This is a genomic window from SAR324 cluster bacterium, assembly GCA_029245725.1.
GTDB lineage: Bacteria > SAR324 > SAR324 > SAR324 > NAC60-12 > JCVI-SCAAA005.
The window spans coordinates 1-25,450 of the sequence record JAQWOT010000186.1 but is presented as its reverse complement, the minus strand read 5'-3'; the positions used below and the strand labels follow the sequence as shown (position 1 = coordinate 25,450).

Genomic DNA, 25,450 nt, shown 5'->3' with positions numbered 1-25,450 from the left:
TAAACTCATTGGGGAGGGAGTAGAAAATCTTCTTTCTTTTCAAGTTCGGTAATCAGTTTGCTCAGTGAAACGACTAATTCTCGCATAATCGCTGCTTGGTCCTGATCACTGCTGGGCGCTCCGGAGTTGGTGATCTGTCTGCTCAACTGCTGAAATTCCTCGTTTCTTTTACTCATCTCAGACTGTAATTTTCTAACCTTCGACAAGTAGTGGTCGTTCAACTCCTTGTACTTGTCATTGTAGAGTTCATAGGCGTCCAGAGAGTTATCCAGATCCGCTCTCATGCGCTCCAATTCCTCTTCCTTGTTTTGAATTTTCTCCTCGCGCTGCACTAGACGATTTTCCATCTCATGGATTTCATGGTGTTGGGCATCCAGTTCTTGTTGCTGCTGCTGCAACCGTTCTGCCCAGATTTTCAAGTCCTCAACACTGAGTTTCAACAAGCTCTCAATTTGTCCCTTGCCTTCGCAAATCCGACATTCCAGATCATCTAATGTCAGGCCATCGCAGACGAAGCACTTAATCTTTATAACCATGTTACCTCTCATTGATCCTGAATATTTGTTTTAAAGCTCTGCTAGACTCCGAGCCCATTCCATCAACAGACTTTTCGCAGATCACCTTTCCCTTGGTTTTGTGACTGATTTTTTAGAATGTGTTAAAATCAACTTGATCTGAATTACGTAGCTTTTTTCAAAGAAATATTTTTGTCTCAATCTCATCAGACAAAATTGCTCTGACCTATGGGTTAGCACTTTTTCTATTTTGTCGACTGGCGACTTAATTGTACTAACTGTTCTATATTCCCACAGTATTCCTAGCAGACAGCAATGTGAAGGTCAGGAACATCTCTGTCCCCGACCAACAAACCCAACAGAGGTCCAACAGGACCCTAGTACACCTCTGGTACATGAAATTGCTCCTCTCGTGGAGGACGCTGATAATCCTTCGGTAGCGGCGGTCTCTCTGGAACCTTGATTACAGATGGCAGGACATCTTTGTAATCCACTTTGCTCAGGACATGATGAATACAATTGAGTCGAGCACGGCGTTTATCATCACCCTCTACTCCAAACCAAGGAGCTTCTGGAATATTTGAGAAGTTGAGCATCGTATCCTTGGCCTTGGAATACTCGACCCAGCGAGAGATTGACTCCATATCCATTGGGCTCAGTTTCCAGCGCTTGCCCGGATCTTTGGCTCGATCATGAAAGCGTCGCTCTTGTTCTTCATCACTGACTGAGAACCAATACTTGAGCAGAGTAATTCCAGAGCGGATCAGCATTCGCTCAAACTCTGGACAACTGCGCTGAAACTCTTCGTACTGCTCATCGGTACAAAAGCCCATTACCCGCTCAACACCAGCCCGGTTATACCAACTGCGATCAAAGATAACAATCTCTCCTGCAGCCGGTAACTCACGCACATAGCGCTGAAAGTACCATTGTGTCTTTTCCTTCTCCGTCGGTGTTCCCAACGCTACCACCCGACAGCCCCGTGGATTCAGTGGTTCGGTAATGCGCTTGATCACACCACCTTTACCAGCTGCATCACGCCCCTCAAATAACATGACAACCTTGAGTCCCTTCTGCTTGATCCAAGTCTGCCACTTAACCAACTCAAGTTGTAGTCTCACCAACTCTGACTCGTAGAAAGACTTGTTTAATCTCTCATGCTTAATATGTACATCCATACGAGGAACTTCTTCTACCGTAGGGGGTGTATCTGCCTTCTTAACCACCTTTGCAACGTCTTGTTGTCCCCGTTGTTCCTTCTTCTTGTCAGCTTTCTTGCCCATTGCTGGTCTCCCTTAGTAGACAGGTTGCGGATCATACGCCGGACGCTTGCGCCAACGACGGTGCATCCAGAAGTACTGCTCTGGATGACGACGAATCGCCGCCTCCATTGCGGTGGTGAAGGCCTGCGACGTCTGTTGCAGGTCTCTTTCCTTATCGCCGCTGTGTGGACATTCCAACCGTTGGAACTCAAGCAAACAGCGATCACCTTGGTAGGTACAGGTAGTGAAAAGAACCGGACTTTGTTTAAGATAATGGAAGCTTCCGAGCCCTTTGCTCATCGAGGCTGCCTTACCAAAAAAATCGACAAAGAGATCGGATTTGTTGTCATTCTGGTCAACAATGATAGTGATGGCCCGATTGTTCTCTAGTGCACGACGGATGCGCAATGGCGCCTGACGGCTACGACCAATCGTCTCCACTCCAAAACTAGCACGCAACGTGTTCTGGTTGTCATCGGAGCTTGGATTGGTCTGAGCACCAACATAGAGTGACACTGGAAAGCCAGCTTCAGCCAACCGAGGGCAGATGATCTCCCAGTTACCAAAATGACCTGACGCTAGAATTACACCTCGCTCCTCTGCCAATGCCTCGCACAAAATCTCTGGATTGCGCACCTCACAGATGCTCTCTGTCCGTCCAATCCAGTCGGACATACGCAACAAGTCCAGCGTAAATCGTGCAAACCATCGATAGTTGTCATAAGCAAGTTGAACACGGTCCTCTTCAGCCCAATTCGCAAAGGCAATACGCAGATTCGGTTCAACCACCTTCCGATAAATCTTCAGTCGTTGGTAGGTCAGCTTGGCAAAACCATGTTCCCACCATCCCAATTGAGGTTTTCGGGTGAGTACGGCCAATCGTTGGGCTAAAACAAGGGCTCCATACTCTACACGCTGTCGGATCTCCCGCTTGGAAGGTATCAACTCACTCATTGAATCCAGCCTACTCCAACAAGAACTTAGCTAACTCCTGACGCTCATGAGGTGCATGAGTTGGATTCTTCAACAATAACAAACCACTGTAGGGTGAGGCTAGTTCCTGCTTACCCTGTCGAGTGTATAATGTAGCCAGTGGTTCTCCTTGTTGGATGTACTCTCCAGCTCGCCGATGCCAGGTCAGCACACCCCCACTCGGTGACAGCCAGCGTTTGAGGTGTCCACGAATCGACCAGACTCGAGCTGCTGGGGCCTTGGGTAACATACCGAAATATCGCTGCAAGGCTTGAATTCCACGCTCTATGTCTTCACCATTAATCGCACGGCTTGCAGACAATTCCAAGGTAAGTGCAACCTTGCCAAGTTGCTGACAGGTATCACAGAAGCTGGTGGAATGCTGTTCCCAAGCCAAAATATGTGGCAATCCCAAGCACTGAGCCTGCTTGACCTGGCTTACATGGGCATAAACATGTGGCGCTGTCTCAGCACCCGCAGTATGCAGATCCAGAACAGTATCTGCTGGCTCGGTCAGGTTCAGCAATAGTTCTACCCATTCTCCTTCCTGGCTACCATCACCTCGTAATTGTCCAATTCTGTTCCAGTTCCAACAGTTTTGCTGATTGGTGTGCAGGTTATTATAGCCTGTCTGTACCCCCATGACCTGACTATCCAGTCCCATTGGATTCGACTGCGGTACACAGATGATCCGATGAGGCAACTGAGCCTCTTCAACCAGCTTCATGAACTCGTAAAGAACAGGGATGCCCGTCAGTTCAATACCATGCAAGCCACCCTGCAGATATACGGTCTCTGTAGGGTTGGGGGGACCATAGCGATACACATCGATTTCATAGCATGCACCACTTGCAGTTTGGTGAACCGGTACGGTCTCCTTTTCAAAACGAACCATCACTTGCCTCCCAACAGCTTCATGCGCAATCCTTCCACCCGACGACGGTTGGCTCCCAAATCAGAGCGACCCAAGCGCGAAGCCGAACGTACATGAATCACCTGTTCCTCTGCAACTGAAAAGAACTCCACATCGTCAACGAATCTCATGATGAGGCTCGTGAATTCCACATGCAGATAGTTTTCACGATCTGTTACGATTTCGACACGCTCCTCGTTCTGAAGTAGTTCTCGTAATTCCGCAAGCGAAACACCACGAAAAGGTTCGATTCGGTGTGTTTCATCTTCATTACCCATGCTGTTGACACAGTTCAGAGAAGATGGACAAGGGCGTAGATAGCCATCTTTCAAACCTAAATCAGTAGGCCGGTTCCCTGTACAGCCAATGATCGAGAAACCTAGTAGCAGAGAGAAAGAAGCGTACATAATTCGTCCTGAGAACCACATGAAGAATCCTGAAGTTGGAAAAGCTTTTCAGCAATTCGCCAGCTCCTGTCCAGAGAGGCCAAGGAAGTAGAGTAGTGCATCCAGATTAGGCTGATTGAGCTGGCCACTGGCCTGTTCCTGCAATACTGGCTTAGCATTGAAGGCGATTCCCAGACCGGCTATCGCCAACATCTGCACATCATTCGCACCGTCACCAATCGCTACAACCTGCTCAGGGACAATGCCTTCACACGCAGCAATTTCCTGCAGCAACTGCGCCTTGCGCTGACCATCGACAATCTCCCCCAGCAGTTCTCCAGTCAACCGACCATCCTGCCATTCCAATGAGTTGGCGAAACCATAATCGAGGTGAAACTCCTCACAAATATAATCAACAAACAGTTGGAATCCACCACTGAGCAGCGCTAGCTTGTAGCCAAGTTGCTTCAGTACATGCACTAGACGCCGTACGCCTGGAGTATAGGGTAGCTGACGAAGCAAGGACTGCAAATCGTCTCGATGAAGGCCTTTCAGCAGCCGCACCCGGGCCCGCAAGGCCTCCTCAAAATCCAACTCACCACGCATGGCTGCCTCGGTCAGCACTTTTACTTCTGCCTCACAACCAACTAGCTGACTCATCTCATTGATAATCTCACACTGGATGAACGTCATGTCTGCATCAAATACAATCAGCCGCTTATGCCGCCGAAACAGCGATTCAGGTTGCAGGGCAAAATCCACGTGATGTTGCTGATGCAACGGCAGTAAATCCCGGAGCAGGCGTGGTCGATCCAGCGGCTGATGTGTCCATAATTGTAGCTCCAGAACACGCAGATGCTGACTCTCCAGTGGCTGAAGCCCATGGACGAGCAACTCTTCCTGCTGAAGGCGTTGTAGAAGTTGCGCCAATAAGCTCGTACTCAGGTGCTCACCAAGTAGAGTCAGGATGAATTTCTGTTCTCTTTTGGGCTGAGACTCGCTTTGGCTGAGCCGGAACTGCATGTCAAATTCCTGCATCAGGGAGCACAAACTCTTTTCCATCAGTTGTGGATCTTGTTCACTGATCCACTCCAGCTGCCATAAGCCAGAGAAAATCTGATCCTGTTCCAGACCATGTAGATCCAGCAACCGCACAGGCCAGCTATCGAGCAGTACACCGAGACGCGACAGAATTTCAGGGTGATGAGGTCCTTGAAAACTCAACAGTAATTGTCGATTCATGCTCTTTCAGCTAACTGGGGTGTTTTGATCTTTGGGAAAGTGCACAATCGCATCAGCCAGACCAGCGAAATTATGCGAAGTAGCGGTCACATCTACTGACAGAGACAGTTCGCGGACAGCCACTGCGGTCGATGGGCCGATGCAAGCAATTCTTGGACGTTGCATCAACTGTAACCACTCTCTCGGGGGTAGCCGGTCAAACCAGTGTTCTACTGCAGAAGGGCTAGCGAAGGTGATCCAATCAACACCCTGTTCAAGGATTTCTCTCCAGGCTCGTGAAGCTGCAGAGGGAGCCGGAAGAATCTGATATGTTGGCGTTGCTAGTACCTTGATGCCAGCTTCTCGGAGAAGTACCCCTAGGACTTCACGGACCTGCAGTGCCTGCGGTAACCAACAACAATGACCGGAGGCTATACCTGTTTGTAGTATCGCTGCTCCCAGGGCCTCAGCGTGGAAAACCTCTGGAACCAACGGCGGCTGACCTCCCAAAGCTACCCAAGCCTCTGCTGTTGAGGGTCCTATGCAAGCAATTTTGCAGTGAGACAGTTCAGCTAAATTCCCACCAAGTGTTGCCAAGCGCTGAGAAAACCCTCGAACAGCCCGCTGGCTGGTGAAACCAACCCAATCCACCTGCTGCCGCTGATGCCAAGCAGCATCAAATACTTTCCAAGAAGGAGGGGGCGCTGTAACCAAGACTGGGTGGTGGCAAACTCGAATTCCTACTGATTGCAGAGCCTGAGACAATGGTCCATTCATGGGTTCTTCACGGGTGACCAGAGCCAGGGCTGATCGAAAATGAGACTCAGTCGTAGTGGATGCTATCAATCTTGGTGATCGTGGCAGGAGGACGTTCTGGCTGCTGGTCAGCTACTTCAGCTTCCCGCTGCCGTCGTCGCTTTAGGAGTATGGAGTAAACTATATAGAAGAGGAGTCCAACAACAAAGGGAGTGTAGATGATGACCAACAGTCGCACCAGGGCAACGTGGACCCTCAAGATTCTAGCAACGTCTGCGCACACTCCAACAAACCAACGTTTGGGAATGTACTCCTCGTCTTCTGAGTCACTGCGCATTATTGCGAACACTCCGAGGAAACCAACGAAGAGTGAGAACCCTCCGATAATCACTAGAAGCAAATTCATGGGCACAGCGCTCTCCAACTCAAAATCTCAAACACCCTCCACCAACTGGCGATATGCTCTGCGAAAGCCATGACGAAGTAACTCCTCTTCAGTAGAATTCAAATGTTCCTGAAGTTCCTGAAGTAGGTGACAGAAATCACATTCCTCCAATGGTCGGCGCTCAAATTCATTCGTCAACCAAGCCAGGATTTGGTTGTAGTGTGGTCGTTTACCATCTTGGTTCAAGTAGCCTATTCTAGATTCAGCTTTCCAGCAGAACCTCAGCGATCTGAATTGCGTTCAAAGCTGCTCCTTTGTAGAGTTGGTCCGCTACACACCAGAAGGTCAATCCGCGTGGGTGTGATAGATCTTCTCGCACTCGGCCAACGTAAGTGTCAAATGTTTCGCTGGCTTCCCATGGCACAGGGTACCCCCCAGGCTTTCGTTCGTCTACCAACTGAATTCCTGGCGCTTGGACAAATAGTTCCCTTGCTCGTATCTCTGAAATCTTGGTCTCCGTCTCAACCCAAATGGACTCCGAGTGGGCTCGCAGCACCGGAACTCGAACACAGGTCGCTGAAATCGGGAGCTCAGGGATTGACATGATCTTGCGCGTCTCCAATACCATCTTCATCTCTTCCTTAGTGTAGCCATTTTCCTGGAAGACATCGATGTGAGGGATCAGGTTGAAGAGAATTTGCTTGGGAAAGGCTTGGGGTGCTAGAGGTTTGCCTTGGGTGTAGTCGCGGACTTGGTCCAACAGCTCCTGCATGCCACTGGCACCCGCTCCAGAGACGGCTTGATAGGTGGAGACGACAACTCGCTGTAAAGGTGACTCCTGATGCAGTGGGTTCAAAGCTACTACCATCTGGATCGTTGAACAGTTCGGATTGGCAATCAACCCCTTGTGTCTTCGGGCTGCCTCTGCATTGATCTCTGGCACGACCAGGGGCACTCCTTCCTCCATACGAAAGGCACTGCTGTTATCAATGACCAGTGCACCCGCTTCTACCGCTGCTGGAGCAAATTCTTTGCTGCGGCCCCCGCCTGCTGAAAAAAATGCAACGTCAACATCTTGAAAAGCCTCTGGTCGCAACTCTTCGACCGTCAGAGTCTGGTCTCGAAAGCGCAATTGCTTGCCCACCGAACGTGCTGATGCCAGCAATTTGAGTTTCTGAAGCGGATAGTTGCGCTGTTCCAGCAGCTTTATGAACTCTGTACCTACGGCGCCAGTTGCACCAGCAATTGCCACGACCTGCGACATCGAACCTTTTCTGATCTGTTGGGGGAGAGCAATCCTGCTAATGACGAAGCAGGAATTACAAAATCAATCTTATCGAAAAGAGGTCAGAAGCTCAAACCGAAAGCGAGGGAGGACTTAAGGGGAATCAACTGGGATGTGATAAAACGCAAAATTACCGGAGTGCTTGACGAACTGGACCCGTGGGTGATCCTTACGCAGGCTATCCTCCATGCGGCGCTCTGTGATAATCACCAGCTCTGTGGAATTTGGAAGATTGAGAATCTCTGGATCATTTGGAAATTTGTAGGTGTGCAACATTTCAATGGGTTTTCCTCCATAGAACAGAGCAGCAAAGGAGACAACGCGATAGAGCACAACCTTAGCCTGCTGCTGACGGGCTTCCCGTACAAGTTCGACCAATGGAGTTTGGATATAACTCTGGATCATCGGCACCTGATAGCGCCAGAGACCTTGAACGCAAAAAATCATGCTTAGTCCAACGACTCCAAGCCCATACCAGAAACGTTGGCGCCAGAGCAGTAGGGATCCCAGCAACATGGTCAACAGCATTCCACCGCTGGTCCAATAGATACCGCTAGACCATTCCAGGTTAAACTCAGGGCTGACTTCAGCCAAGTACCTCTCTGCCAAAAAAGGCACTGCACAAAGCCCCACAGCCAGCAGCACTCCCCAGAGTCCAAGGACAATGCAAGACCAGCGAGGCAATTCAAACTTACGGTCATGCAGTTGAAGGGAAATTAGGAGCGTCAGGGGAAGATACATCGAGGCTGAGTAGTGAGGTAGCTTCGTACTGACCAGAGAAAACAAAACTAGCACAAAGAGAATCCATACCACGGAAAGACGCACTACCGATCGTACATGTACTTCTCCTGATTTCCACAGAAGTCTTGGCTGAAGAAACAGGAAGGGGGTCCAGGGGAATAGTCCAATCAAAGCAACCAACCAATGGTAGAAGAAGGGCCCCTCATGACCTTCCAACGGACGGCTGAAGAGGCTCAACTGGAACCAAATGAAGCCCTGAAGAAACTCTGTTCCGTAAAAGATCCAGTTGAGCAAATACCAGGAGAGAGCAACACCTAGTGAGATGAGCCCACAACTGAAGAAATGTATGAGTGGAACTGTCCGACGAGGAGCCACCAGAAGCTTGTAGCCTGCAAAAGCAATCAACGGAATAACTCCCCCCAAAGGCCCCTTGGTCAGTACCGCAATCCCCATGCAGAGACTGGCAATCAGTAGAGAAAGTCGATGTTGTGGGGTTCTTGTTCCAGGCTGCTGACACCACGCCTCATATTGGCGGTCGTAGCGATATAGAAAAAAGACTGCGATTGCAATGAAGGCGTTGAAGGTGTGGTCGATGACTGCACTACGAGCGAAGACTCCCGGAAGTAGTGATGTCAGATAGACCAGTGACCAGATGGTCCCAAGATACTGATCCTGAATGCGTCGACCCACTTCGAAGCAGAAGATCACCATCACCAGACCAGCCAATACTGATGGGAAACGAGCCGCAAACTCGTTGATTCCCCAAAGATGATAAGAGGCTGCCTGCTCCCAGAAAAAGAAAGGAGGCTTTTCCGCGAAGGGATAGTCGTTGATGTAGATATTCAGATAGTTGTCCCGCTCCACCATCTGTCGGCTGGCTTCTGCGTAGATGTTCTCATCCCAGTCCACCAATGGGGTTTCACCAAGCCCGGGCAGGAGCATGACAATCCCAAAATAGAGCAGGACCAGTTTGAGTCGGATCGGGTTTTGTAGAAAGCGCGGCAGGGCGTCCATGCCTCCGTTCAGATGCAGGGGGAAAGACCACCCTCAGGTGGCCTTTTCAGGGATGGGTAAGTGATATTCTTCGGGGTGCCTTCATTCAAGTCCTATACCCGCTACTAACTAGTGGAAAAAGGCGTTCACCGGTCACTGTTGGGTAGTTGGAAGTAGAGTTCACGCACTTGGCGTAGGTGTTCACCCATGACAGCTTTTGCAAGTGGTGCGTCACGCTGCTCCAAGGCCGAAAGTAAACGGCGATGATCATTCAGAAAGGTTTCAGACATTCCAGCACTCCAGGCTTTCTCCTGAAGACACCGCCACATGGGTGAGTGCTGCATCTGATTCCAGAGGTACTCGGTCATTGCAACCATCGCACGATTCCCCGTTGCTTCTGCAATCAACAAGTGAAAGCGGCGATCTCCATTGGCACCAGCCATATCTTCCACTTCCATCTCTCGAATGGTCTGCTCGAGTTCCTCCAGCAAGTCAGCAGGCATTCGCTGGGCAGCCAATTCTGCGTTGTTACGCTCCAGTTCAAAGCGAGCCTCAATCAATTCAGAAGGACTTGGGCCAGCAGTTGCCTGGCTACCCGGGAGTGGTCCCTCTTCCGTACGGTCAGAAATCACGAAGATACCAGCCCCTACACGCACCTCAACCAGACCAGCTAACTCTAGGGCAATCATCGCTTCACGCACAGTGGGCCGACTCACTCCAAGCTGCTTTGCCAGATCACGCTCCGGTGGTAATCGGCTACCCACCGTGAACTCTCCAGAGCGAATCAATGCGCCCAGTTGGCGAGCCACCTGCTCAAATAAACGCTGCGACTGTACAAGCTTCAGGGGCATTCAGGTCCTTCAGATGATATTGTGAATTGGTCAGGCCATTTTTTCATTTGACAGTACAACCTTTCCTTACTAAGTTTTTGGTTGTGCCTGATAAAAGACTAATTTAGCACAATGATTTCGTAATTGGTCAGGCCCCTTTTTCGTTTGACAACCTGAACACAGCATCCCAAGATAGGGAGCTTTAGACCAATAATCAACCACCTTTGCACGCAGGGAAAGCCATGGCATTCGCACCACGTATTCGGGAAGAGCTAACGCAGATTTGCGGCAGCAAGTGGGTTAAGGATGACGAGGTCACGCTCTACACCTACCGCAGCGACGGACTGACACTTTACACAAAGTTGCCAATGGGCATCGTCTATCCGGCCAATTCAGAGGAATTGGTTCGAGTCGTCAAAGTCTTGTATCGTGAGAAGCTGACCTTCCTGGCAAGAGGAGCTGGCACCGGCCTTTCTGGAGGAGCTGTACCTCAGGAAGATACCGTAATCATCGAAATGGATCGGTTCAAAGAGATTCACAATATTGACTACATCAACCGAACTATCACAGTGGGGCCGGGCGTGGTCAATCTGCGCATCTCCGAAAAGGTCCGCCCAAACGGCTATCATTTTGTTCCAGACCCATCCTCACAGAAAGCCTGCACTATCGGTGGTAACGTCGCTGAAAACTCTGGTGGCCCACACACTCTAAAGTACGGAGTGACCGTCAATCACGTTCTCGGTATGGAGGTTGTCTTGCCCGACGGCGAACTGATTCAGGTCGGTGGAGATTTTCACAATCAGCCCGGTCCAGACTTGCTTGGACTGATCAACGGTTCAGAAGGCACCTTCGGCATTGTGACCAAGGTAGTCTGTAGACTGACACCAAATCCAGAGAAAGCGGTAACTCTATTGGGGATTTTTGATTCCGTCCGTTGCGCCTGCGATGCTGTCTCAGCCGTGATTCGGAGTGGAACAGTACCAGCAGCTCTGGAATTGATTGACAAAACCGTGATTTATGCGGTGGAACAGACCCTTAAACCTGGTTTTCCTCAAGATGCTGAGGCTGTACTGATTGTTGAACTGGAAGACTTAACCGACGGAATCGGCAACGATGCCGCGAAAGTAGAAGAATTGTTGATGCAAAACGGAGCTCAGAAGGTTGAGCGGGCCAAGGATGATGCTGAACGTGCGAGAATCTGGCGCGCACGCAAAGAGAGTTTCGGAGCAATTGGGCGCATTTCCCCAAGCTACTATGTGCAGGATGGGGTAATTCCTCGCAGTAAGCTGCCCGAAGTCATTGAGCAGGTTGAAGCAATTGGCAAGAAGTACAACCTGACAGTAGCCAACGTCTTCCACGCAGGTGATGGCAATCTACATCCGCTGATTCTTTACAACTACAAGGATGCAGACGAAGTGGAGCGCACTCATCATGCTGGAGAAGAGATCCTCAAGGTTTGTCTGTCTTGTGGCGGGGCTCTCTCTGGAGAACACGGAATTGGTCTGGAAAAGCGCAAGTTGATGACCGATCTCTACAGCGAAAATGACCTAGAGAACATGAATTGGGTGAGGGAGTGCTTCAACCCCGAAAGCTTGCTCAATCCCTCCAAGGCCATTCCCACTCCGAGTCGCTGCGGTGAATCCAAACGGCTAGTGCACATTTCTGACGATATAGCCGCATCCAAAATGGTAGCCCGCAAATCCGGAGTGGCCGTATGACAACCCTTACCCCTGCCTCGATTGAAGAAGCCCAAACATGGCTTCAGCAAAGACTAGAGCAACCCAAACCCTTTCAAATTCGTGGCAACCAAACCCACTTCCAAGCCAAAGCGATCCCTTCGTCTGTTGAAAGTGAGGATGTGCTCTCACTCAGCAAGCTAACAGCAACCAACTTCTTTGATCCTGATGACATGGTCGTTGGTGTCGAGGCTGGAATGAACATCTCCAAATTGCAGGAAATCCTGGCTGAAAAGAAGATGGTCCTGCCAGTTAACCCCTGGTTCGGCAACTCCACACTTGGTGGCTTGCTGGCCTGTAACGATATTGGGCCAAATCGGCTGATGATGGGTGGTCTGCGTGACTGCATTATTGGGATCGAATACCTCAACGGCCGCGCAGAGCGTGTTCATGCTGGAGGCAAGGTAGTTAAGAATGTCACAGGCTATGACCTCTGTCGAATGATGCTGGGTAGCTTGGGTGGCCTGGGTGTAATCACTGCTGCTAACTTCAAAGTTATTCCCCAGCCTGTTGAGCCACACAGTCTTTACAATCGTTTTCGTGACACTTCCTGGTTGTTGGGAGTTGCTGCCTTGCAGGAAGCACGGTTGCCCATCGACTGGATTCAGGCTCTCGCACCAGCCACCACCGGAGAGCCAGACTGGATTCTGGGTATTGGCATCTCGGGTAACCCAGAACGACAAGCACGTCTAGAAAAAGAGCTCCAGAGCCTCTTCCAAAATCAACTGAAATCCATCGCCGATGGCAAAACCAATCGCAGCTTGGGCTATCTTCCGGGTACAGACCGCTATACTGGTTGGCTAGAAGGATTGCAGAAGAGGTGGAAGTTGCTGCCTAACCACCTACATGTGATGGTTCTGTTGAACACTCGCGATGCGCTACAACCAATACGGTTGGAAGCCTTGCAACATAGCGATTTGCATCAGGTAATTCATCCTATCGGAGCTGACCTGCACTTCCTGCTGGATGTCGAAGATCCAAATGAACAACTGGATTTCCTAAAAGAGCTCAAGAATCGTTTCCGACGTACAGATGCGAAGATGATCTTTGGCAACGCATATCCTGATCTAAGCCTGCAAGATCTTGGTGAATTTGGACGCTCCACAGCCTACAGCTTTACACAGCGACTGCAACAACATCTGGACCCAGCTGGTGTCTTCCACGCACCCTTTTATCAACTTCCGCAAGCCATGAATGCCTCATGACCACCACGACCATTCAAAAGCCTCTGGGCAATTCTGGTCAGACTATCCAGCAGTTGCTTCGAGGAACCGATTTCGACAACATCCTGACCTGTGTTCACTGCGGTTTATGTCTGGATAACTGCCCGACCTATCGTGAGTTACATGATGAGAAAGAGTCCCCTCGCGGGCGACTCTACCTGATGCGTGGCTTGTACGATGGGGAACTAGACCTGACAGAAGAAATCAAGGGATCCCTGGATCGCTGTCTGGGTTGCCGTGCCTGTGAGACGGCTTGCCCTTCTGGAGTGCCATATGGAGAGCTACTGGAGAAAGCTCGAGGTGTAATCCATGAAACCTCTTCACAGGGTGTGATTGAGCAGACTCTACGAACTGTTTTGCTCAAGGGACTCTTCCGTTCTACCTTTCTACTCTCCACAGCCAGTAAGCTTCTCAAGCTCTATGCACTGACCGGACTACCCAAGCTGATCACCAATACTGCTTTGGGCAAGATCCTACCCAAGTCCTTCGTTTTCCAGCAGCATCTGCTTCCTGACTGCTCCGGACGCTCCTTCAAACAACAGCACACCCACGACGATCTACAAGCCGTAGCAGGAACCAAGTCACTGGGTAGGGCAGGGCTTTTCACCGGATGTGTAATGGATGTCTCCGAGGCTGCAGTGCACAAATCCACTGTGCGTCTGCTGCGTGCCATTGGCTACGATGTCGTTGTTCCAGAAGAGCAAGGTTGCTGTGGGGCACTGCATGTTCACAGTGGAGACCGCATCACTGCAAGAGAACTGGCAGAAACCAACCGCCAGGCCTTTGCTGAGCACAACTTTGATCTAGTCGTTACCAACGCCGCTGGATGTAGCGCTCAACTCAAGGACTATCACCATCTATTCTCGAAGAGTGATCCCGGGCACAACAAAGACTGGAAGGGCCTGAGCAGTAAGATTGTTGACATTCTTGAACTACTTTCTCGGCACCCTGAAGAAGTTACTCAACTCTCCTGGCGACAAGACGAAGACGTCGTACTTTACGATGCTCCATGCCACCTGATGCACGCTCAGAAGATCGACACCAACCCACGTCAACTGGTCAATAGTCTACCTGGAGTGAAACTCGTGCCATTGACGGAGTCCAACTGGTGTTGCGGTTCTGCAGGCATCTACAATTTGCTTCAGCCCGAGTTGGCTGGAGACATACTCCAGCGCAAGATTGACTCAGTCTGTGAAACCCTAGCGGCTAATCCCAAAGCGACTACCCTGGTCACTGGAAATCCTGGCTGCCTCTACCAGATCCGAGCCGGTATTCGTGAAGCCAAGCTCCCCTTGCGAGTGATCCATCCTGCAGTCTATCTCGCTGAACGTCTACAGGGCTAAATCCCTTCTGGGGGCAACCTTCTTTTGTCCCCCATCCACTCCTCGACTGCGCTCTCGGCTGCCAAGTCCTCAAGAATCACGATTCTTCGCCTTGCAACTCCTGACCGACGTTCTCAACTTATCAAAGCTTTACCAAATCACTGATCAAACTAATCATGTACATACGCCAACCTTAATTTGCGGTTACCATTCACCATGACCATCGTCTGGAAAACAACTCGTACTTTGCTAGGCATCTTCTTTTTACTGATATTGGTGCTAGTTCTAACCCACGCATTACTACTTCGTCCCCGTGTAGATTTACAATTATTGGCCCCGGAAGAAAGCTTTGAATTACCTACATCAATGACATTCTTTCCGGGTTCCACCACAGAATTTGTTGTCACTGAAAAAGCTGGACGGGTTAAATGGTTCACCGAGGGGGCCCTTCAGAGTAGTGGTATCATGCTTGACTTGACCGATGCAGTTTATTCCGCAGGTTGGGAAGAAGGGCTCCTCTCACTAGCTTTTGATCCTGATTATGTCAACAACCGCTATGTCTACGTATTTTATTCACTAGACAGTCCCAAACGCTCCCGGCTATCTCGTTTTACAGTGAATTCAGATAATATAGTAGGCCGTTCGAGTGAGCTGACACTGCTGGAGATTCCTAAGACTTCCGACAGCCACAATGGTGGAATGCTTCAATTTGGTACTGATGGGTTCTTATATGTTTCCGTGGGTGATGGATATCGGGGTGATGATGCTCAAGATCTCAGTGACCTAAAAGGTAGTCTACTGCGATTAGACATACGTAACGCCAGTAAAGAGGCTCCTTATAACATTCCGCCAGACAATCCTTTCGCTGATAACAGTGAAGGGATTCGGCCAGAAATCCTAGCATGGGGATTTCGCAATCCTTGGCGATTCAGTATTGATGAATTGACTGGGCACATTTTTGTTGGAGATGTCGGCGACAACCACCAAGAAGAAATCAGCCGTATTGAGGTAGGGAAAAACCACGGGTGGCCGATCGTGGAAGGTGATCAGTGTTATCCTCCAGGTGCAGAAAATTGTGACAAGGAAAGTACTGTTTTGCCGATTGCTTCCTTCGAACACACCTTTATTCGTGCTGTAATTGGAGGTTATGTCTACCGAGGAGAAGATATTCCCTGGCTCCGTGGTCAGTATGTTTACGGTGACTACTTTCGTGGACTCTTTCAACTGGATCCTACCGAACCAGGCATTCAGCATTTCCCTCAGGTTCTAGTCTACAAGCCTCGAATCCAGCATGGTGAAGAACTGGGAGAGGTAATGTTCTTCTCGTCACTGACGGAAGATGCAGTTGGTGAGTTGTACGCAACTAGTCTGAGTGGTGCTGTCTACAAACTCCAGCATTTGTCCCCCAGCAAAGAATTGAAAGGATTTTTCAGGGCTTTTGGAGACTTCCGTTAACTCTGCCACGAGTAGTAATTGATGCCTATACTGATTGCAAAAGTTTGGTCATGGGTAATGAGAGGTTCTTTCTTACTGACCTTGCTTTTGGGAGCTGGTGTGCTTTATGTCAGGCTATTGGATGAAGACACGATCGGCAAATACCAGATTGACACGACTGCAGGGGCTGCTCTCTATCTGCAATACAATTGTCAGACTTGTCACGGTACAGATGGTCTAAACTCTCCCGTGGAAGGCTACCCACACCTTGCTAGACAACCAGCCTCCTACTTAATCAATCAAATGCTCGACATCAAGTACAAACGTCGCAGCAACGGCATGACCACCATCATGTGGCCCACGATCAATCGGGTCAGTGATTCTGAAATTCGTCAGATTGGACAATACCTGGCAAGGATTCAATAAAGATAGGATAACAACACTGAGGGAAAATTTTTGGAATCGACAAGATAAAGAATAGAATTAGCGGCCACTGCGTACGGAACTTTTGAACTGGCTGATGATTTGATTTCGCTTGTGTAGCATTTGCTTGAGTTGAAGATTCTCTTGCTCCAGCATGACAACCCTTGACTTCAATTGACCGACCTCGCTCTCGTCATATTCCACTTCTGCAACCGGATCTTCATACTGACGATCTGTCGGGAACAATTCACCCTGCTCTTCCTCCTTAGGCGCTACCTGAAAAAAGGAAACCTCCTTGTCTAAATCATATACTTCTTGAAACTCATCATCTTTCTCAAGATCGTAGTAGCGTAGATGATCGACCACCTGATCCTCCCTGCGATCCAACAGCAGCCAAATAAGCAGAGCAGGCATGGCGATGATCAAATAGAGCAGCAGCCCTGCGAAAATCGCGACAATCACGTTAATTTCGAGATCTTCTCCACCAATCCCAGAGACAACCTTCTCCGACGAGCCAGAAAACTCAGTAAAGCCGAAATAAACACCGATCAAACACAATAGGGACCAAACGATCAGTAGCCATTTGGCAAAATTTCTCATGCCTTTGTATCCAGATTTTTGAAGGAAGAACGGTGGGGTTTTGAGAGATTGAACATACCAAGATGGAAGTATCGGTTCAAATGATTTCCAGTTTGAACCAAACTTCTATTGAGTGGTTGCTAGCAAGAATCTTGGGGTGTGAAAAAAGGATTTGTATCAGGTGAATTCCCACCCTGTTGTTAAGTTCAGTGCAGGTTATGCTTGGTTCCAAGTTCAGGCTCACTGTCATCAACGACTGTACAGATAACCCACTCAAGGGTCGTGATTCGCTGTTCTAGCTGCTTGATCTTATGGTCCTGCACTTCTAGCAATGCTTGCAGTTCACAGTTAGTTTTACCTTCCATTTACTCCCTCAGTGGTCAGCACTCTTAATGAAGCACTATGGCGCGCCCATCTGCGTAAATTGTGATTTATCTATCGTGTATGCGGCACAATCTGGGCCACTAATCACTCAAAACAAAAGATTTAAAAAAATTTGAATCTCACAACGCCCTAACTGAGAAACTCCAAACTGTTTCTTTCCATAAACAAACTCAGCAACTTTGGCATTCTTGAAAGAAAGTTTTTTTCTGGTTGTCTCTTCACAAACCGAAGTTCATTCTGGAAAATCATCTTTTCACAGCAGATTTCGTTACTCTTTCCACAAAGTTCCAAATCATCTGATCCAAGAATAGTCTCGACAACTCTGCACACTACTACAACCTCACCTCCTGCTTGCCCATGTTTTCCTGGTTTGAAGATCGTCTGAACCCATTTCCTAATGAAGAACCAACTCAGCCACCCCAAGGACTAGTGGCCTTCTGTTGGCACTACGCCAAGCCTGCAGGCCCCTGGTTATTCCTAATGTCGGCTGTCACTGCACTAATTTCCATTGGAGAGGTCTACCTGTTTGGATTTCTGGGCAACATCGTGGATTGGCTAGCGGCAAGTGGACAGGAAGGATTTCTGGAACGTGAGGGAGGCAAGTTGATCTGGATGGGAGTCGTTCTACTAATCGGTCTACCAACAATCGTCCTATTACAATCTCTGCTGATTCACCAGACGTTGCTCGGTAATTTCCCGATGATCGCCCGTTGGCAGATGCATCGCTACCTACTCCAGCAAAGCATGGGCTTCTTCGCTAATGAATTCGCTGGCCGAGTAGCCACTAAGGTAATGCAGACCTCGCTCTCCATTCGTGAAAGCGTGATGAAGCTGCTCGACGTCTTTGTCTACGTGAGTGTCTACTTCATTTCAATGATGGTACTGGTCGCTTCAGCAGACTGGGTACTGGCGTTACCGCTGCTGCTGTGGGTAATTGTTTACACCACACTCATTCGCTACTTCGTACCTAGGCTCAAGAAAGTCTCCAGTGACCAAGCAGACGCTCGTTCGTTAATGACCGGACGAGTTGTTGATAGCTACACAAACATCACCACGGTCAAGCTGTTCTCCCATGCAGGCAGGGAAGCCACTTATGCCAGAGAGAGCATGGAAGGTTTTCTGGGAACCGTGCATCAGCAGATGCGACTGGTGACCCAGTTTCAGTTTGTAGTTTACTTCAACAACGCCTTCCTGGTGTTTGCTGTATCTGCTCTAGCTATTTGGCTCTGGCTTGGATCTGCGGTGTCCGTTGGTTCAATTGCCATTTCGATTGCGCTGTGCCTGCGTATCAATGGGATGTCACAATGGATCATGTGGGAGGTCTCTGGCCTATTTGAAAACATCGGGGTCGTGCATGACGGCATGACGATGATGGTCAAGCCTCATGAAGTCGTAGATCAGCCGAAGGCCCAACCACTCGATGTGCCACGAGGGCAGATTGAGTTCGAACATATCGGCTTTCACTATGGAAAGGCCAGTGGCGTAATTGATAACTTCTCTCTGAAAATCACCTCCGGTGAAAAAATTGGTCTGGTAGGGCGCTCCGGAGCCGGTAAGACTACGCTGATGAACCTACTCCTGCGCTTCTATGACCTGGAACGAGGACGGATTTTGATTGATGAACAAGACATCGTCCAAATGACGCAAGAAAGTCTACGTAGCCGCATTGGTGTGGTCACTCAGGACACTTCGCTGCTGCACCGCTCCATTCGCGAAAACATCGCCTACTCAGCTCCCGAAGCAACTGATGAGCAAGTGATTGAAGCTGCTCACAAGGCCAATGCCTGGGACTTTATTCAAGAGCTGGAAGATTCAGGAGGTCGGAAAGGTCTGGATGCCCATGTCGGTGAGAGAGGCGTGAAGCTCTCTGGGGGACAGCGTCAACGGATTGCGATCGCTCGAGTCTTTCTAAAAGATGCTCCAATTCTTGTACTGGATGAAGCAACCTCTGCGCTGGATTCAGAAGTAGAGGCTGCCATCCAGGAAAACTTATTTCAATTGATGGAGGGCAAAACCGTGATTGCCATCGCGCATCGACTCTCCACGATCGCCCAGCTGGACCGTTTGGTTGTGATTGATACAGGCAACCTGATCGAGTCTGGTAGCCACGACGAGCTGGTCCAGAATTCCCGTATCTACGCCGATCTTTGGGCTCGCCAATCTGGTGGGTTTCTAGCTCCGGAAGAATACGAAGAGAAAACCCAGGCAGCTTGAGGCATTTTATCTGGCTCTTTCAGTTAGTTTATGGGCCCACTCACTTGCGAATTCATCACTTCTCCGTTGATATTGTTTGATTGTCTCCGCTCTCTAGACTGGAGACCTCAACCAAGCTTAGCACATTCAATCCGCAGCGAATTTCAAACGAGGTAGTGAGGAAATGACAGCAGAGAAACAAACTGATCTGTACGTCTCTTGGGACGAATACCACAAAAAGATCGAAGAGTTGGCCATCAAGGTTTATCAAGACGGATATGACTTCAGTCAGATCGTTTGTATTGCAAAGGGTGGATTGCGGGTAGGAGATATTTTTGCACGGTTATTCGACAAACCCCTCGCCATTCTTTCCGTAGAATCATATCGGGGCGATGGTGTGAAGAACGAGCAGGGTTCAATGACATTCTCCAGAGATCTCGCTCAAACCACCCCAAACCTTGGAAGCAGGGTGATCCTTGTGGATGATCTGGCAGACTCAGGCATCACTCTGGAAAAAAGCCTGAAGTGGTTGAATCATTTCTACGGATTCTATCTAGACGAAGTCCGCACCGCCGTGCTCTGGATGAAAGGGGTCTCACAGTACAAGCCAGACTATTACGTAGACTATCTTGAGGACTCTCCCTGGATTCATCAACCGATGGAAAAGTATGAGACGATGAGCGTGACGGATTTGCTTTAAATCTTCCATCGCATACACTGGTAGTTCGGATAGACCAAGGTAAGATTGATCGAAAGTGACTGGAACCTAATAGAACTGCTGGCTAGCATCAAGTTTGTGGTTTCAGTTGCCCTACTGGGCAAAGTTATACTGACTCTCAGTGTTGTTGCTACTTAACCCCAAAGGCGCCTTATGTTCACAAAAAACATCCGATTACAGTATCAAAATCATCTTATAAATAACAAATTTGTTACATATTTTGGGATCACAGCAGGTATTCTTTTACTGAGTTCTGCTGCTGCCTTTAGTAATCAAGCTTCACCAGACTTGAAATCAGACACATGCAGTCGGTTGGGAGGCTTTGCACGGATGGTGATGCAGACGCACCAGGCAGGTGGTTCGTTGGGTGAGTTCAGAACTTCCTTGCAGGCGATGAAGGTAGGTAAGAGCGGAGAGAAAGCAATTTGGGAATCTCGTACAAAATCACTGGGTAACTCTGTAGTTGATGCGGCTCCCAACTACTATCAGAAATGGAAGGATCGCAAAAGAAACTCAGAGATTGCCGTTGCCTTTGGACAGTTCATCCAACAGGGTTGCTTGGAGCGGTTTGTGGAATAGAATTTCAAAGGCTCAGAATAATTCGCCCACCTCCCCTTCTTCGGGAGTTGGATCATTGCAATTAATCTAGGCAAGTGATCTCTTAGCCAATCGCCCTCCTGTTCATAGCCAGAAACACATCAAAAGAGCTTGCTTCATTAGCAGGCTCTTCTGTTCTTTTGACTCGTCCATCTGAATCTCCAAAGAGGGGCTTGTTTAAGGATCGAATCCACTTCTTTTCTGGGTGCGGAGAAATTCTTGCCACGTCCTACTCCTTTCGTTTGCTGAGGTTAAAGAAAACGCCCCACATTACACACTCCATGCCGTTTTCTCAACAAACAACACAAGAAATTCCATTACACACAGACCACCCTGAATAAAAGGATAATGACGTCTAGTCTAACCATCATCATTATCCACATATCTCTATCTTCCCCACAAAAAATCGTAAAACCTAGGTATCATGCTTTTGCCTGAAAAACCTTTTTCAGAAGGGCGCCACCGAGTGTGATCAAAAAAATTCATACCTTTAGAGGGTAAAGCTTATGGAGGCATCACTGATAGAAGTCTTGATCATGTTTGTTGACTCACTCTTCAACGAAGATGGAGTTCGTGAAATCATCCTCGGAATTATAACTGACCTTATTCTAATCATTTTCACCTTTCGAACTTACACTCCCGCTACCTGGAGAGAGATTCGTCAAAGAAAATCCTCATGTGGTTGCTACACCTACCATCTCTATGTTTACGCAGGAAAGATTCTGGGGATCAATATGATCAGTGAATCGTATATCTACAGGAAGTGGTTTGCACATTCTGAATGCATTGATGAAAGCCTTGAGATGACTGCAACTCACTGGAATAACGATGCACGAATGAAGTTTTCTCTGCTTGGTGGTTTGTTTTGGGAACAATACACCGTTAGATGGATTTGGAGTAACCGAGAATCTCTGAACTATTCGCACTGGGATCATTATCATCAAAACGAGTTTCGATACCTAGACATCAGAGACTGAATTCAAAGGCGAGTGGCATCCTCATGAAAACTCAGAACGTTGAGGCAGTGCACAGACTGTTGGGGCATTAGTCAGTTACCAATACCTCTGGATATCTTGGAGCAGAGAATAAGGATGCTTTGAAGTTAGCAATGGGAATTCGGGTTTGAGATTAGGGCCTGCACTTACTGATTGTCCAAAAACTGGTTTTCTCTCCAGAGTCCGCTTTCCACTCGTCCGTCTGGATAAGTCATTGTTCCCCAACCATCTATCTTGCCATACTTGTATTCCCCTACGTATTTCTGACCCGATGGATGAGTCAGAGTACCCTGACCGTGTTCTTTACCGTTCTTGACATCCCCAACGTACTTTATACCACTTGGCAAAGTGAACATCCCTTTTCCGTCTGGTTTACCTTTTTTAAAGTCTCCTACGTATTTCAAGCCATCTGGACGAGTTAATGTACCCTGACCATGCATCCAATCGTCTTGAAATTCTCCAACGTATTTCTGACCTGATTGATGAGTCAATGTACCCTGACCGTTCATCTCGCCGCTCTTGAATGCACCTATGTATACCTGACCGTTTGGGAATGTCTTGGTGCCCTGACCATTGAATTTACCATCCTTAAAAGAACCCTCGTACTTCAAACCATCTGAATCAGCATAACTCCCTTCTCCATCAGGTAACCCATTCTTGAAGGAACCTATGTATTTTGCTCCACTTGGCAAAGCCAAAGTTCCCTCTCCATGCTCTTTGCCATCCTTGAAAGAACCCTCATACTTCAAACCATCTGGTAAGGTCGAGATTCCTTGGCCGCTGAATCTACCATCCTTGAAAGAGCCCTCGTATTTCAAGCCGTCTGGATCAGAATAACTTCCCACTCCGTTCGGCAATCCGTTACGGATTTCTCCAACATACTCATGGTCGCTTTCTGAATTTCTACTTGTTTTCCAGCTGGCTGGATCGGATTCCTGCCCACTCTTGGTATTTTCCTCACCAATGTAGAGCGTTGCTGATGTGATTTTTGGCGGCTTTTGCTCCAATGGTTCTTTACCGATGAACTTTCCATCGCGCCAGAAGCCACTAAACACTCGTCCTTCGGGTAAAGTCATGGTCCCCTGGCCGTTCCTTTTACCGTCCTTGAAAGAACCTACGTATTCAACTCCACTTGGAAATGTCTCGGTTCCCTGTCTGCTCGGCAATCCGTTGCTGACTTCTCCAACATACTCATGGTCACTCACCAGATTTCTACTTGTTTTCCAACTAGTTGGATCGGACTCTTGCCCACTCTTGCTATCATCATCACTGATGTAAAGGGTGACGGTTTTTGCTTGAGACCACAGAGTTGCGTCATTGAAGACCAGCAACACAAGAAGGATGGTCAACAGACTTTTTATTTTTCTCATAACAAATCAGTGAAATGGTTCATCCACCTCATTCTACCGTTACATTCAATTATCTGAAAAGAATATGTAACAAGACAATTTTTTATGAACAAATAGACAATTTATCAGATTTTCTGAAGATCTCTCCACATCAATCACAAAATAGCAGTGTCATAATACGATTGTTCCATCACTTCAATCAGTGCTGTGGTTACCACTGTTAGCACTAACAGCCTTTTTCTCTCAACTAACCTACTACAGACAGAACTCTCACAAGACCAAGGCAAGTGTGATTTTCAAGAAGACACAGAACATTGAAGCTGTGCGTAGACTGATGGGACATCAGTCAGTTGCCAACACATCTAGATATCTTGGGGTAGAGAATGAGGATGCTTTGGAGCTAGCGATAGGCATACGGATTTGATGTAAAAAAATGACCTGAAAAATCGCTCTAGACTATATATTTCCCAGTCTGGAGGTAGTTTACCTCGTGAAGAGTTGGAGCTTGAATTCTCTAGTAATTAAGTCACGAGGTGGTCTACTTTTTCAGGCTACAGTGTCCTCTTCCAACTCAGGGACATATTCCTCTTCGTACTTGGCAACTAGCACACCAACTACTTCCATCATGGAAGCCAAAGGGTGAGACTCATCCTCACCAACCAAGTCAATCAATCTGTCCAGTACTTCAACCAACCGCTGATAATCTTCTTCACGATGGGGCACGAAAACCATAGAAGCAAGATTTCCCCAGCTTTGCTGAACTTGAGATGCTGTGATTTCCATGATTACTCCTTCCATTTCCCTCTATTGTATTCCTCATGAGTCAGAACTGAGCGAATGTAAATTTTTTTGCTGTTGTAGTGGACTGCAGCAATCAGTCTGACCTTATTGCCTCCATTATTGAACACAGTCAATTTTCCAACTTGGTCTGCCTGTGGAAAGATTTGTCTTAATTCTACAAAGGACTCAAATCTCTGTTTTTTGAATGCTTGATACCAATGAGCCAAAGCAGATTTAGCATCAGGGTGCAGGGCAGCAAAGTCGTTGAGTCGCTTACGAGAGATGATATGCATCAGTAATGTCTACAGGATTCTTGCTAGGTGTTTTTGAGTAGATTAAGTGTGCTCCTATGGCTCCTCATCGTCAACAAGAGAACTAATTTGTTGAGGACATGCCAGTGTCAAAGTATACGATATTGCCCCTTCACTTCTTCCTCTCCACCACCAATCTCCTATCCCACCTCACTCTTAATTCCTTCACATCCAAACTCGGATACTCCACACGATTGATTCCCTTCTGCAGCATTGCTAAGTCAAACATATTCGCTGCGTAGTGCTTCTGGGTGAACTCCTGTTCATGTCCTACTAACTTCTTCAACAACGCATCCTCCACTCCATTGACCTTTGCTCTGGTGATGAAGGTATGCCTCGTACTGTAGAGAATCTTGATGTTGGGTTCATAGACTCCAACCTTCTTCAAATAACTGTCATTGAAGAACTTGCTGACTGTCTTGGAATATTTCTCGTTGATGACAGGCAAACTCCAAAACAATCGTTCCTCTCCTTGTTTGGCAACAATCTCCATGTACTTCAGCAGGCCCAGTTCTATCAACTGCTTGTGAATCGGTACTCTACGCACACTGTTCTTCGTCTTTACTCTCCCCTTGATGTCAAAGAACCAGATGCCTTCCTCTTGCTGAACTTCATCCACTCTGAGTTTGCAGATTTCTTCTGTTCGCATGCCTGAGTAGATGCCAATCAGAAAAGCCCAGTAGTAGTTCACTCCATGTTTGATGTAGAAGCGGCTCTCCTTGTCAACACGATGCACTGTGCTGCTCAGATAGTCCTTACCTAATATTCTCTGTAAGTCTCTGTCTGTGAAGTGACCTCGCTCAACCACTTGGGCTTTGTTCGCTAAGTTCATTCCATCAAAGGGATTGCTGCCAATCTCATCAAAGCGATAGACCAACCATTTGAAGAACTGCTTGAGGTAGCTCACCTTCTTGTTGATGTTGGTGATGCTCTGCGGCTCTACACTCTTCATCTTGAGAATCTGCTCTATCGTCTTCTTGGCATAGCGTGGATTCTTCTTGCGCTGTGCTGGCAGCTGCTTCTGCATCTCCAAGTACTTGCGCACCACAGCTTTGGTCACCTCAGTGACGGGCATATCCCTAACCCACCCCACAAAATCCTCACAGCAGACTTGATGAAACAACACTGTGCTCTTGGTGATGTTGGA

Annotated in this window: 27 protein-coding genes; 9 read left to right on the top strand and 18 right to left on the bottom strand. The window is 48.3% G+C overall.

The features are described 5' to 3' along the window. Positions 1 to 5: 5 nt before the first annotated feature. From P8O70_09685 to P8O70_09630, 12 genes are all read right to left on the bottom strand, one after another. Positions 6 to 536: a hypothetical protein gene (locus tag P8O70_09685; protein ID MDG2197142.1), complete on the bottom strand. Its 531-nt coding sequence runs from the start codon at positions 534 to 536 to the stop codon at positions 6 to 8. 356 nt (positions 537 to 892) lie between these two features. After that, complete coding sequence (ppk2, locus tag P8O70_09680; protein ID MDG2197141.1) at positions 893 to 1,798, bottom strand: polyphosphate kinase 2; 906 nt, start codon at positions 1,796 to 1,798, stop codon at positions 893 to 895. Positions 1,799 to 1,810: 12 nt separating this feature from the next. Beyond that, positions 1,811 to 2,731 (bottom strand): hypothetical protein, encoded by a 921-nt coding sequence (locus tag P8O70_09675; GenBank protein ID MDG2197140.1) that lies wholly within the window; start codon positions 2,729 to 2,731, stop codon positions 1,811 to 1,813. Between the two features lie 10 nt (positions 2,732 to 2,741). Continuing rightward, a complete protein-coding gene (locus P8O70_09670) occupies positions 2,742 to 3,644 on the bottom strand; it encodes a succinylglutamate desuccinylase/aspartoacylase family protein (GenBank protein ID MDG2197139.1) in 903 nt (300 codons plus the stop codon). After that, complete coding sequence (locus P8O70_09665; protein ID MDG2197138.1) at positions 3,644 to 4,069, bottom strand: DUF1499 domain-containing protein; 426 nt, start codon at positions 4,067 to 4,069, stop codon at positions 3,644 to 3,646. Before P8O70_09665 ends, P8O70_09670 begins: the two co-directional genes overlap by 1 nt. Before the next feature lie 48 nt (positions 4,070 to 4,117). After that, positions 4,118 to 5,290 carry a phosphoserine phosphatase SerB gene (gene serB, locus P8O70_09660; GenBank protein ID MDG2197137.1) on the bottom strand — a complete coding sequence of 391 codons (1,173 nt, stop codon included), beginning with the start codon at positions 5,288 to 5,290 and terminating at the stop codon, positions 4,118 to 4,120. Positions 5,291 to 5,296: 6 nt separating this feature from the next. Further along, positions 5,297 to 6,046, bottom strand: coding sequence for a uroporphyrinogen-III synthase (locus P8O70_09655; protein ID MDG2197136.1), 750 nt, complete (start codon positions 6,044 to 6,046; stop codon positions 5,297 to 5,299). Positions 6,047 to 6,092: 46 nt separating this feature from the next. Further along, positions 6,093 to 6,431: a PspC domain-containing protein gene (locus tag P8O70_09650; protein MDG2197135.1), complete on the bottom strand. Its 339-nt coding sequence runs from the start codon at positions 6,429 to 6,431 to the stop codon at positions 6,093 to 6,095. 27 nt (positions 6,432 to 6,458) lie between these two features. Beyond that, positions 6,459 to 6,656 carry a hypothetical protein gene (locus tag P8O70_09645; protein ID MDG2197134.1) on the bottom strand — a complete coding sequence of 66 codons (198 nt, stop codon included), beginning with the start codon at positions 6,654 to 6,656 and terminating at the stop codon, positions 6,459 to 6,461. Positions 6,657 to 6,672: 16 nt separating this feature from the next. Beyond that, the gene (locus tag P8O70_09640) at positions 6,673 to 7,674 is read right to left on the bottom strand and encodes an aspartate-semialdehyde dehydrogenase (protein MDG2197133.1); all 1,002 of its coding nucleotides are present in this window, start codon (positions 7,672 to 7,674) and stop codon (positions 6,673 to 6,675) included. A 114-nt stretch (positions 7,675 to 7,788) separates the two neighbouring features. Continuing rightward, positions 7,789 to 9,450, bottom strand: coding sequence for a glycosyltransferase family 39 protein (locus P8O70_09635; protein MDG2197132.1), 1,662 nt, complete (start codon positions 9,448 to 9,450; stop codon positions 7,789 to 7,791). Between the two features lie 125 nt (positions 9,451 to 9,575). Beyond that, complete coding sequence (locus P8O70_09630; protein ID MDG2197131.1) at positions 9,576 to 10,280, bottom strand: FadR/GntR family transcriptional regulator; 705 nt, start codon at positions 10,278 to 10,280, stop codon at positions 9,576 to 9,578. A 221-nt stretch (positions 10,281 to 10,501) separates the two neighbouring features. Here P8O70_09630 and P8O70_09625 point away from each other — a divergent pair, with 221 nt between their 5' ends. From P8O70_09625 to P8O70_09605, 5 genes are all read left to right on the top strand, one after another. Beyond that, entirely contained in the window at positions 10,502 to 11,977 is a 1,476-nt protein-coding gene (locus P8O70_09625; GenBank protein MDG2197130.1) for an FAD-linked oxidase C-terminal domain-containing protein, read from the top strand. Then, positions 11,974 to 13,200: an FAD-binding oxidoreductase gene (locus P8O70_09620; GenBank protein ID MDG2197129.1), complete on the top strand. Its 1,227-nt coding sequence runs from the start codon at positions 11,974 to 11,976 to the stop codon at positions 13,198 to 13,200. Before P8O70_09625 ends, P8O70_09620 begins: the two co-directional genes overlap by 4 nt. Further along, positions 13,197 to 14,561: a (Fe-S)-binding protein gene (locus tag P8O70_09615; GenBank protein MDG2197128.1), complete on the top strand. Its 1,365-nt coding sequence runs from the start codon at positions 13,197 to 13,199 to the stop codon at positions 14,559 to 14,561. The genes P8O70_09620 and P8O70_09615 overlap by 4 nt, the downstream gene beginning before the upstream one ends. A 195-nt stretch (positions 14,562 to 14,756) precedes the next feature. Continuing rightward, positions 14,757 to 15,995 (top strand): PQQ-dependent sugar dehydrogenase, encoded by a 1,239-nt coding sequence (locus P8O70_09610; GenBank protein ID MDG2197127.1) that lies wholly within the window; start codon positions 14,757 to 14,759, stop codon positions 15,993 to 15,995. 21 nt (positions 15,996 to 16,016) lie between these two features. Further along, positions 16,017 to 16,400, top strand: coding sequence for a c-type cytochrome (locus P8O70_09605; GenBank protein ID MDG2197126.1), 384 nt, complete (start codon positions 16,017 to 16,019; stop codon positions 16,398 to 16,400). Between the two features lie 57 nt (positions 16,401 to 16,457). On the opposite strand, the gene P8O70_09600 is transcribed toward P8O70_09605, so the two are convergent. Next, complete coding sequence (locus P8O70_09600) at positions 16,458 to 16,997, bottom strand: hypothetical protein (protein MDG2197125.1); 540 nt, start codon at positions 16,995 to 16,997, stop codon at positions 16,458 to 16,460. A 185-nt stretch (positions 16,998 to 17,182) separates the two neighbouring features. Beyond that, on the bottom strand, positions 17,183 to 17,341 hold the full coding sequence (locus P8O70_09595; protein MDG2197124.1) for a hypothetical protein: 159 nt from the start codon (positions 17,339 to 17,341) through the stop codon (positions 17,183 to 17,185). 376 nt (positions 17,342 to 17,717) lie between these two features. Here P8O70_09595 and P8O70_09590 point away from each other — a divergent pair, with 376 nt between their 5' ends. From P8O70_09590 to P8O70_09575, 4 genes are all read left to right on the top strand, one after another. Further along, positions 17,718 to 19,574: an ABC transporter ATP-binding protein gene (locus tag P8O70_09590; protein ID MDG2197123.1), complete on the top strand. Its 1,857-nt coding sequence runs from the start codon at positions 17,718 to 17,720 to the stop codon at positions 19,572 to 19,574. A gap of 163 nt (positions 19,575 to 19,737) precedes the next feature. After that, positions 19,738 to 20,253 carry a phosphoribosyltransferase family protein gene (locus P8O70_09585; GenBank protein MDG2197122.1) on the top strand — a complete coding sequence of 172 codons (516 nt, stop codon included), beginning with the start codon at positions 19,738 to 19,740 and terminating at the stop codon, positions 20,251 to 20,253. Between the two features lie 171 nt (positions 20,254 to 20,424). After that, positions 20,425 to 20,850 (top strand): hypothetical protein, encoded by a 426-nt coding sequence (locus P8O70_09580; GenBank protein ID MDG2197121.1) that lies wholly within the window; start codon positions 20,425 to 20,427, stop codon positions 20,848 to 20,850. 554 nt (positions 20,851 to 21,404) lie between these two features. Further along, complete coding sequence (locus tag P8O70_09575; protein ID MDG2197120.1) at positions 21,405 to 21,845, top strand: hypothetical protein; 441 nt, start codon at positions 21,405 to 21,407, stop codon at positions 21,843 to 21,845. A 164-nt stretch (positions 21,846 to 22,009) separates the two neighbouring features. Here the strand turns inward: P8O70_09575 and P8O70_09570 are convergent, their stop codons facing one another. The 4 genes from P8O70_09570 to P8O70_09555 all read right to left on the bottom strand — a co-directional run. Further along, positions 22,010 to 23,233, bottom strand: a complete 1,224-nt coding sequence (locus P8O70_09570) for an MORN motif precursor (GenBank protein ID MDG2197119.1) — start codon at positions 23,231 to 23,233, stop codon at positions 22,010 to 22,012. 525 nt (positions 23,234 to 23,758) lie between these two features. After that, positions 23,759 to 23,995: a hypothetical protein gene (locus P8O70_09565; protein MDG2197118.1), complete on the bottom strand. Its 237-nt coding sequence runs from the start codon at positions 23,993 to 23,995 to the stop codon at positions 23,759 to 23,761. A 2-nt stretch (positions 23,996 to 23,997) separates the two neighbouring features. Continuing rightward, a complete protein-coding gene (locus P8O70_09560; protein MDG2197117.1) occupies positions 23,998 to 24,285 on the bottom strand; it encodes a type II toxin-antitoxin system HigB family toxin in 288 nt (95 codons plus the stop codon). A gap of 130 nt (positions 24,286 to 24,415) precedes the next feature. Next, positions 24,416 to 25,450, bottom strand: a 1,035-nt coding sequence (locus tag P8O70_09555; GenBank protein ID MDG2197116.1) for a site-specific integrase, incomplete at its 5' end; no start/stop codon positions are given.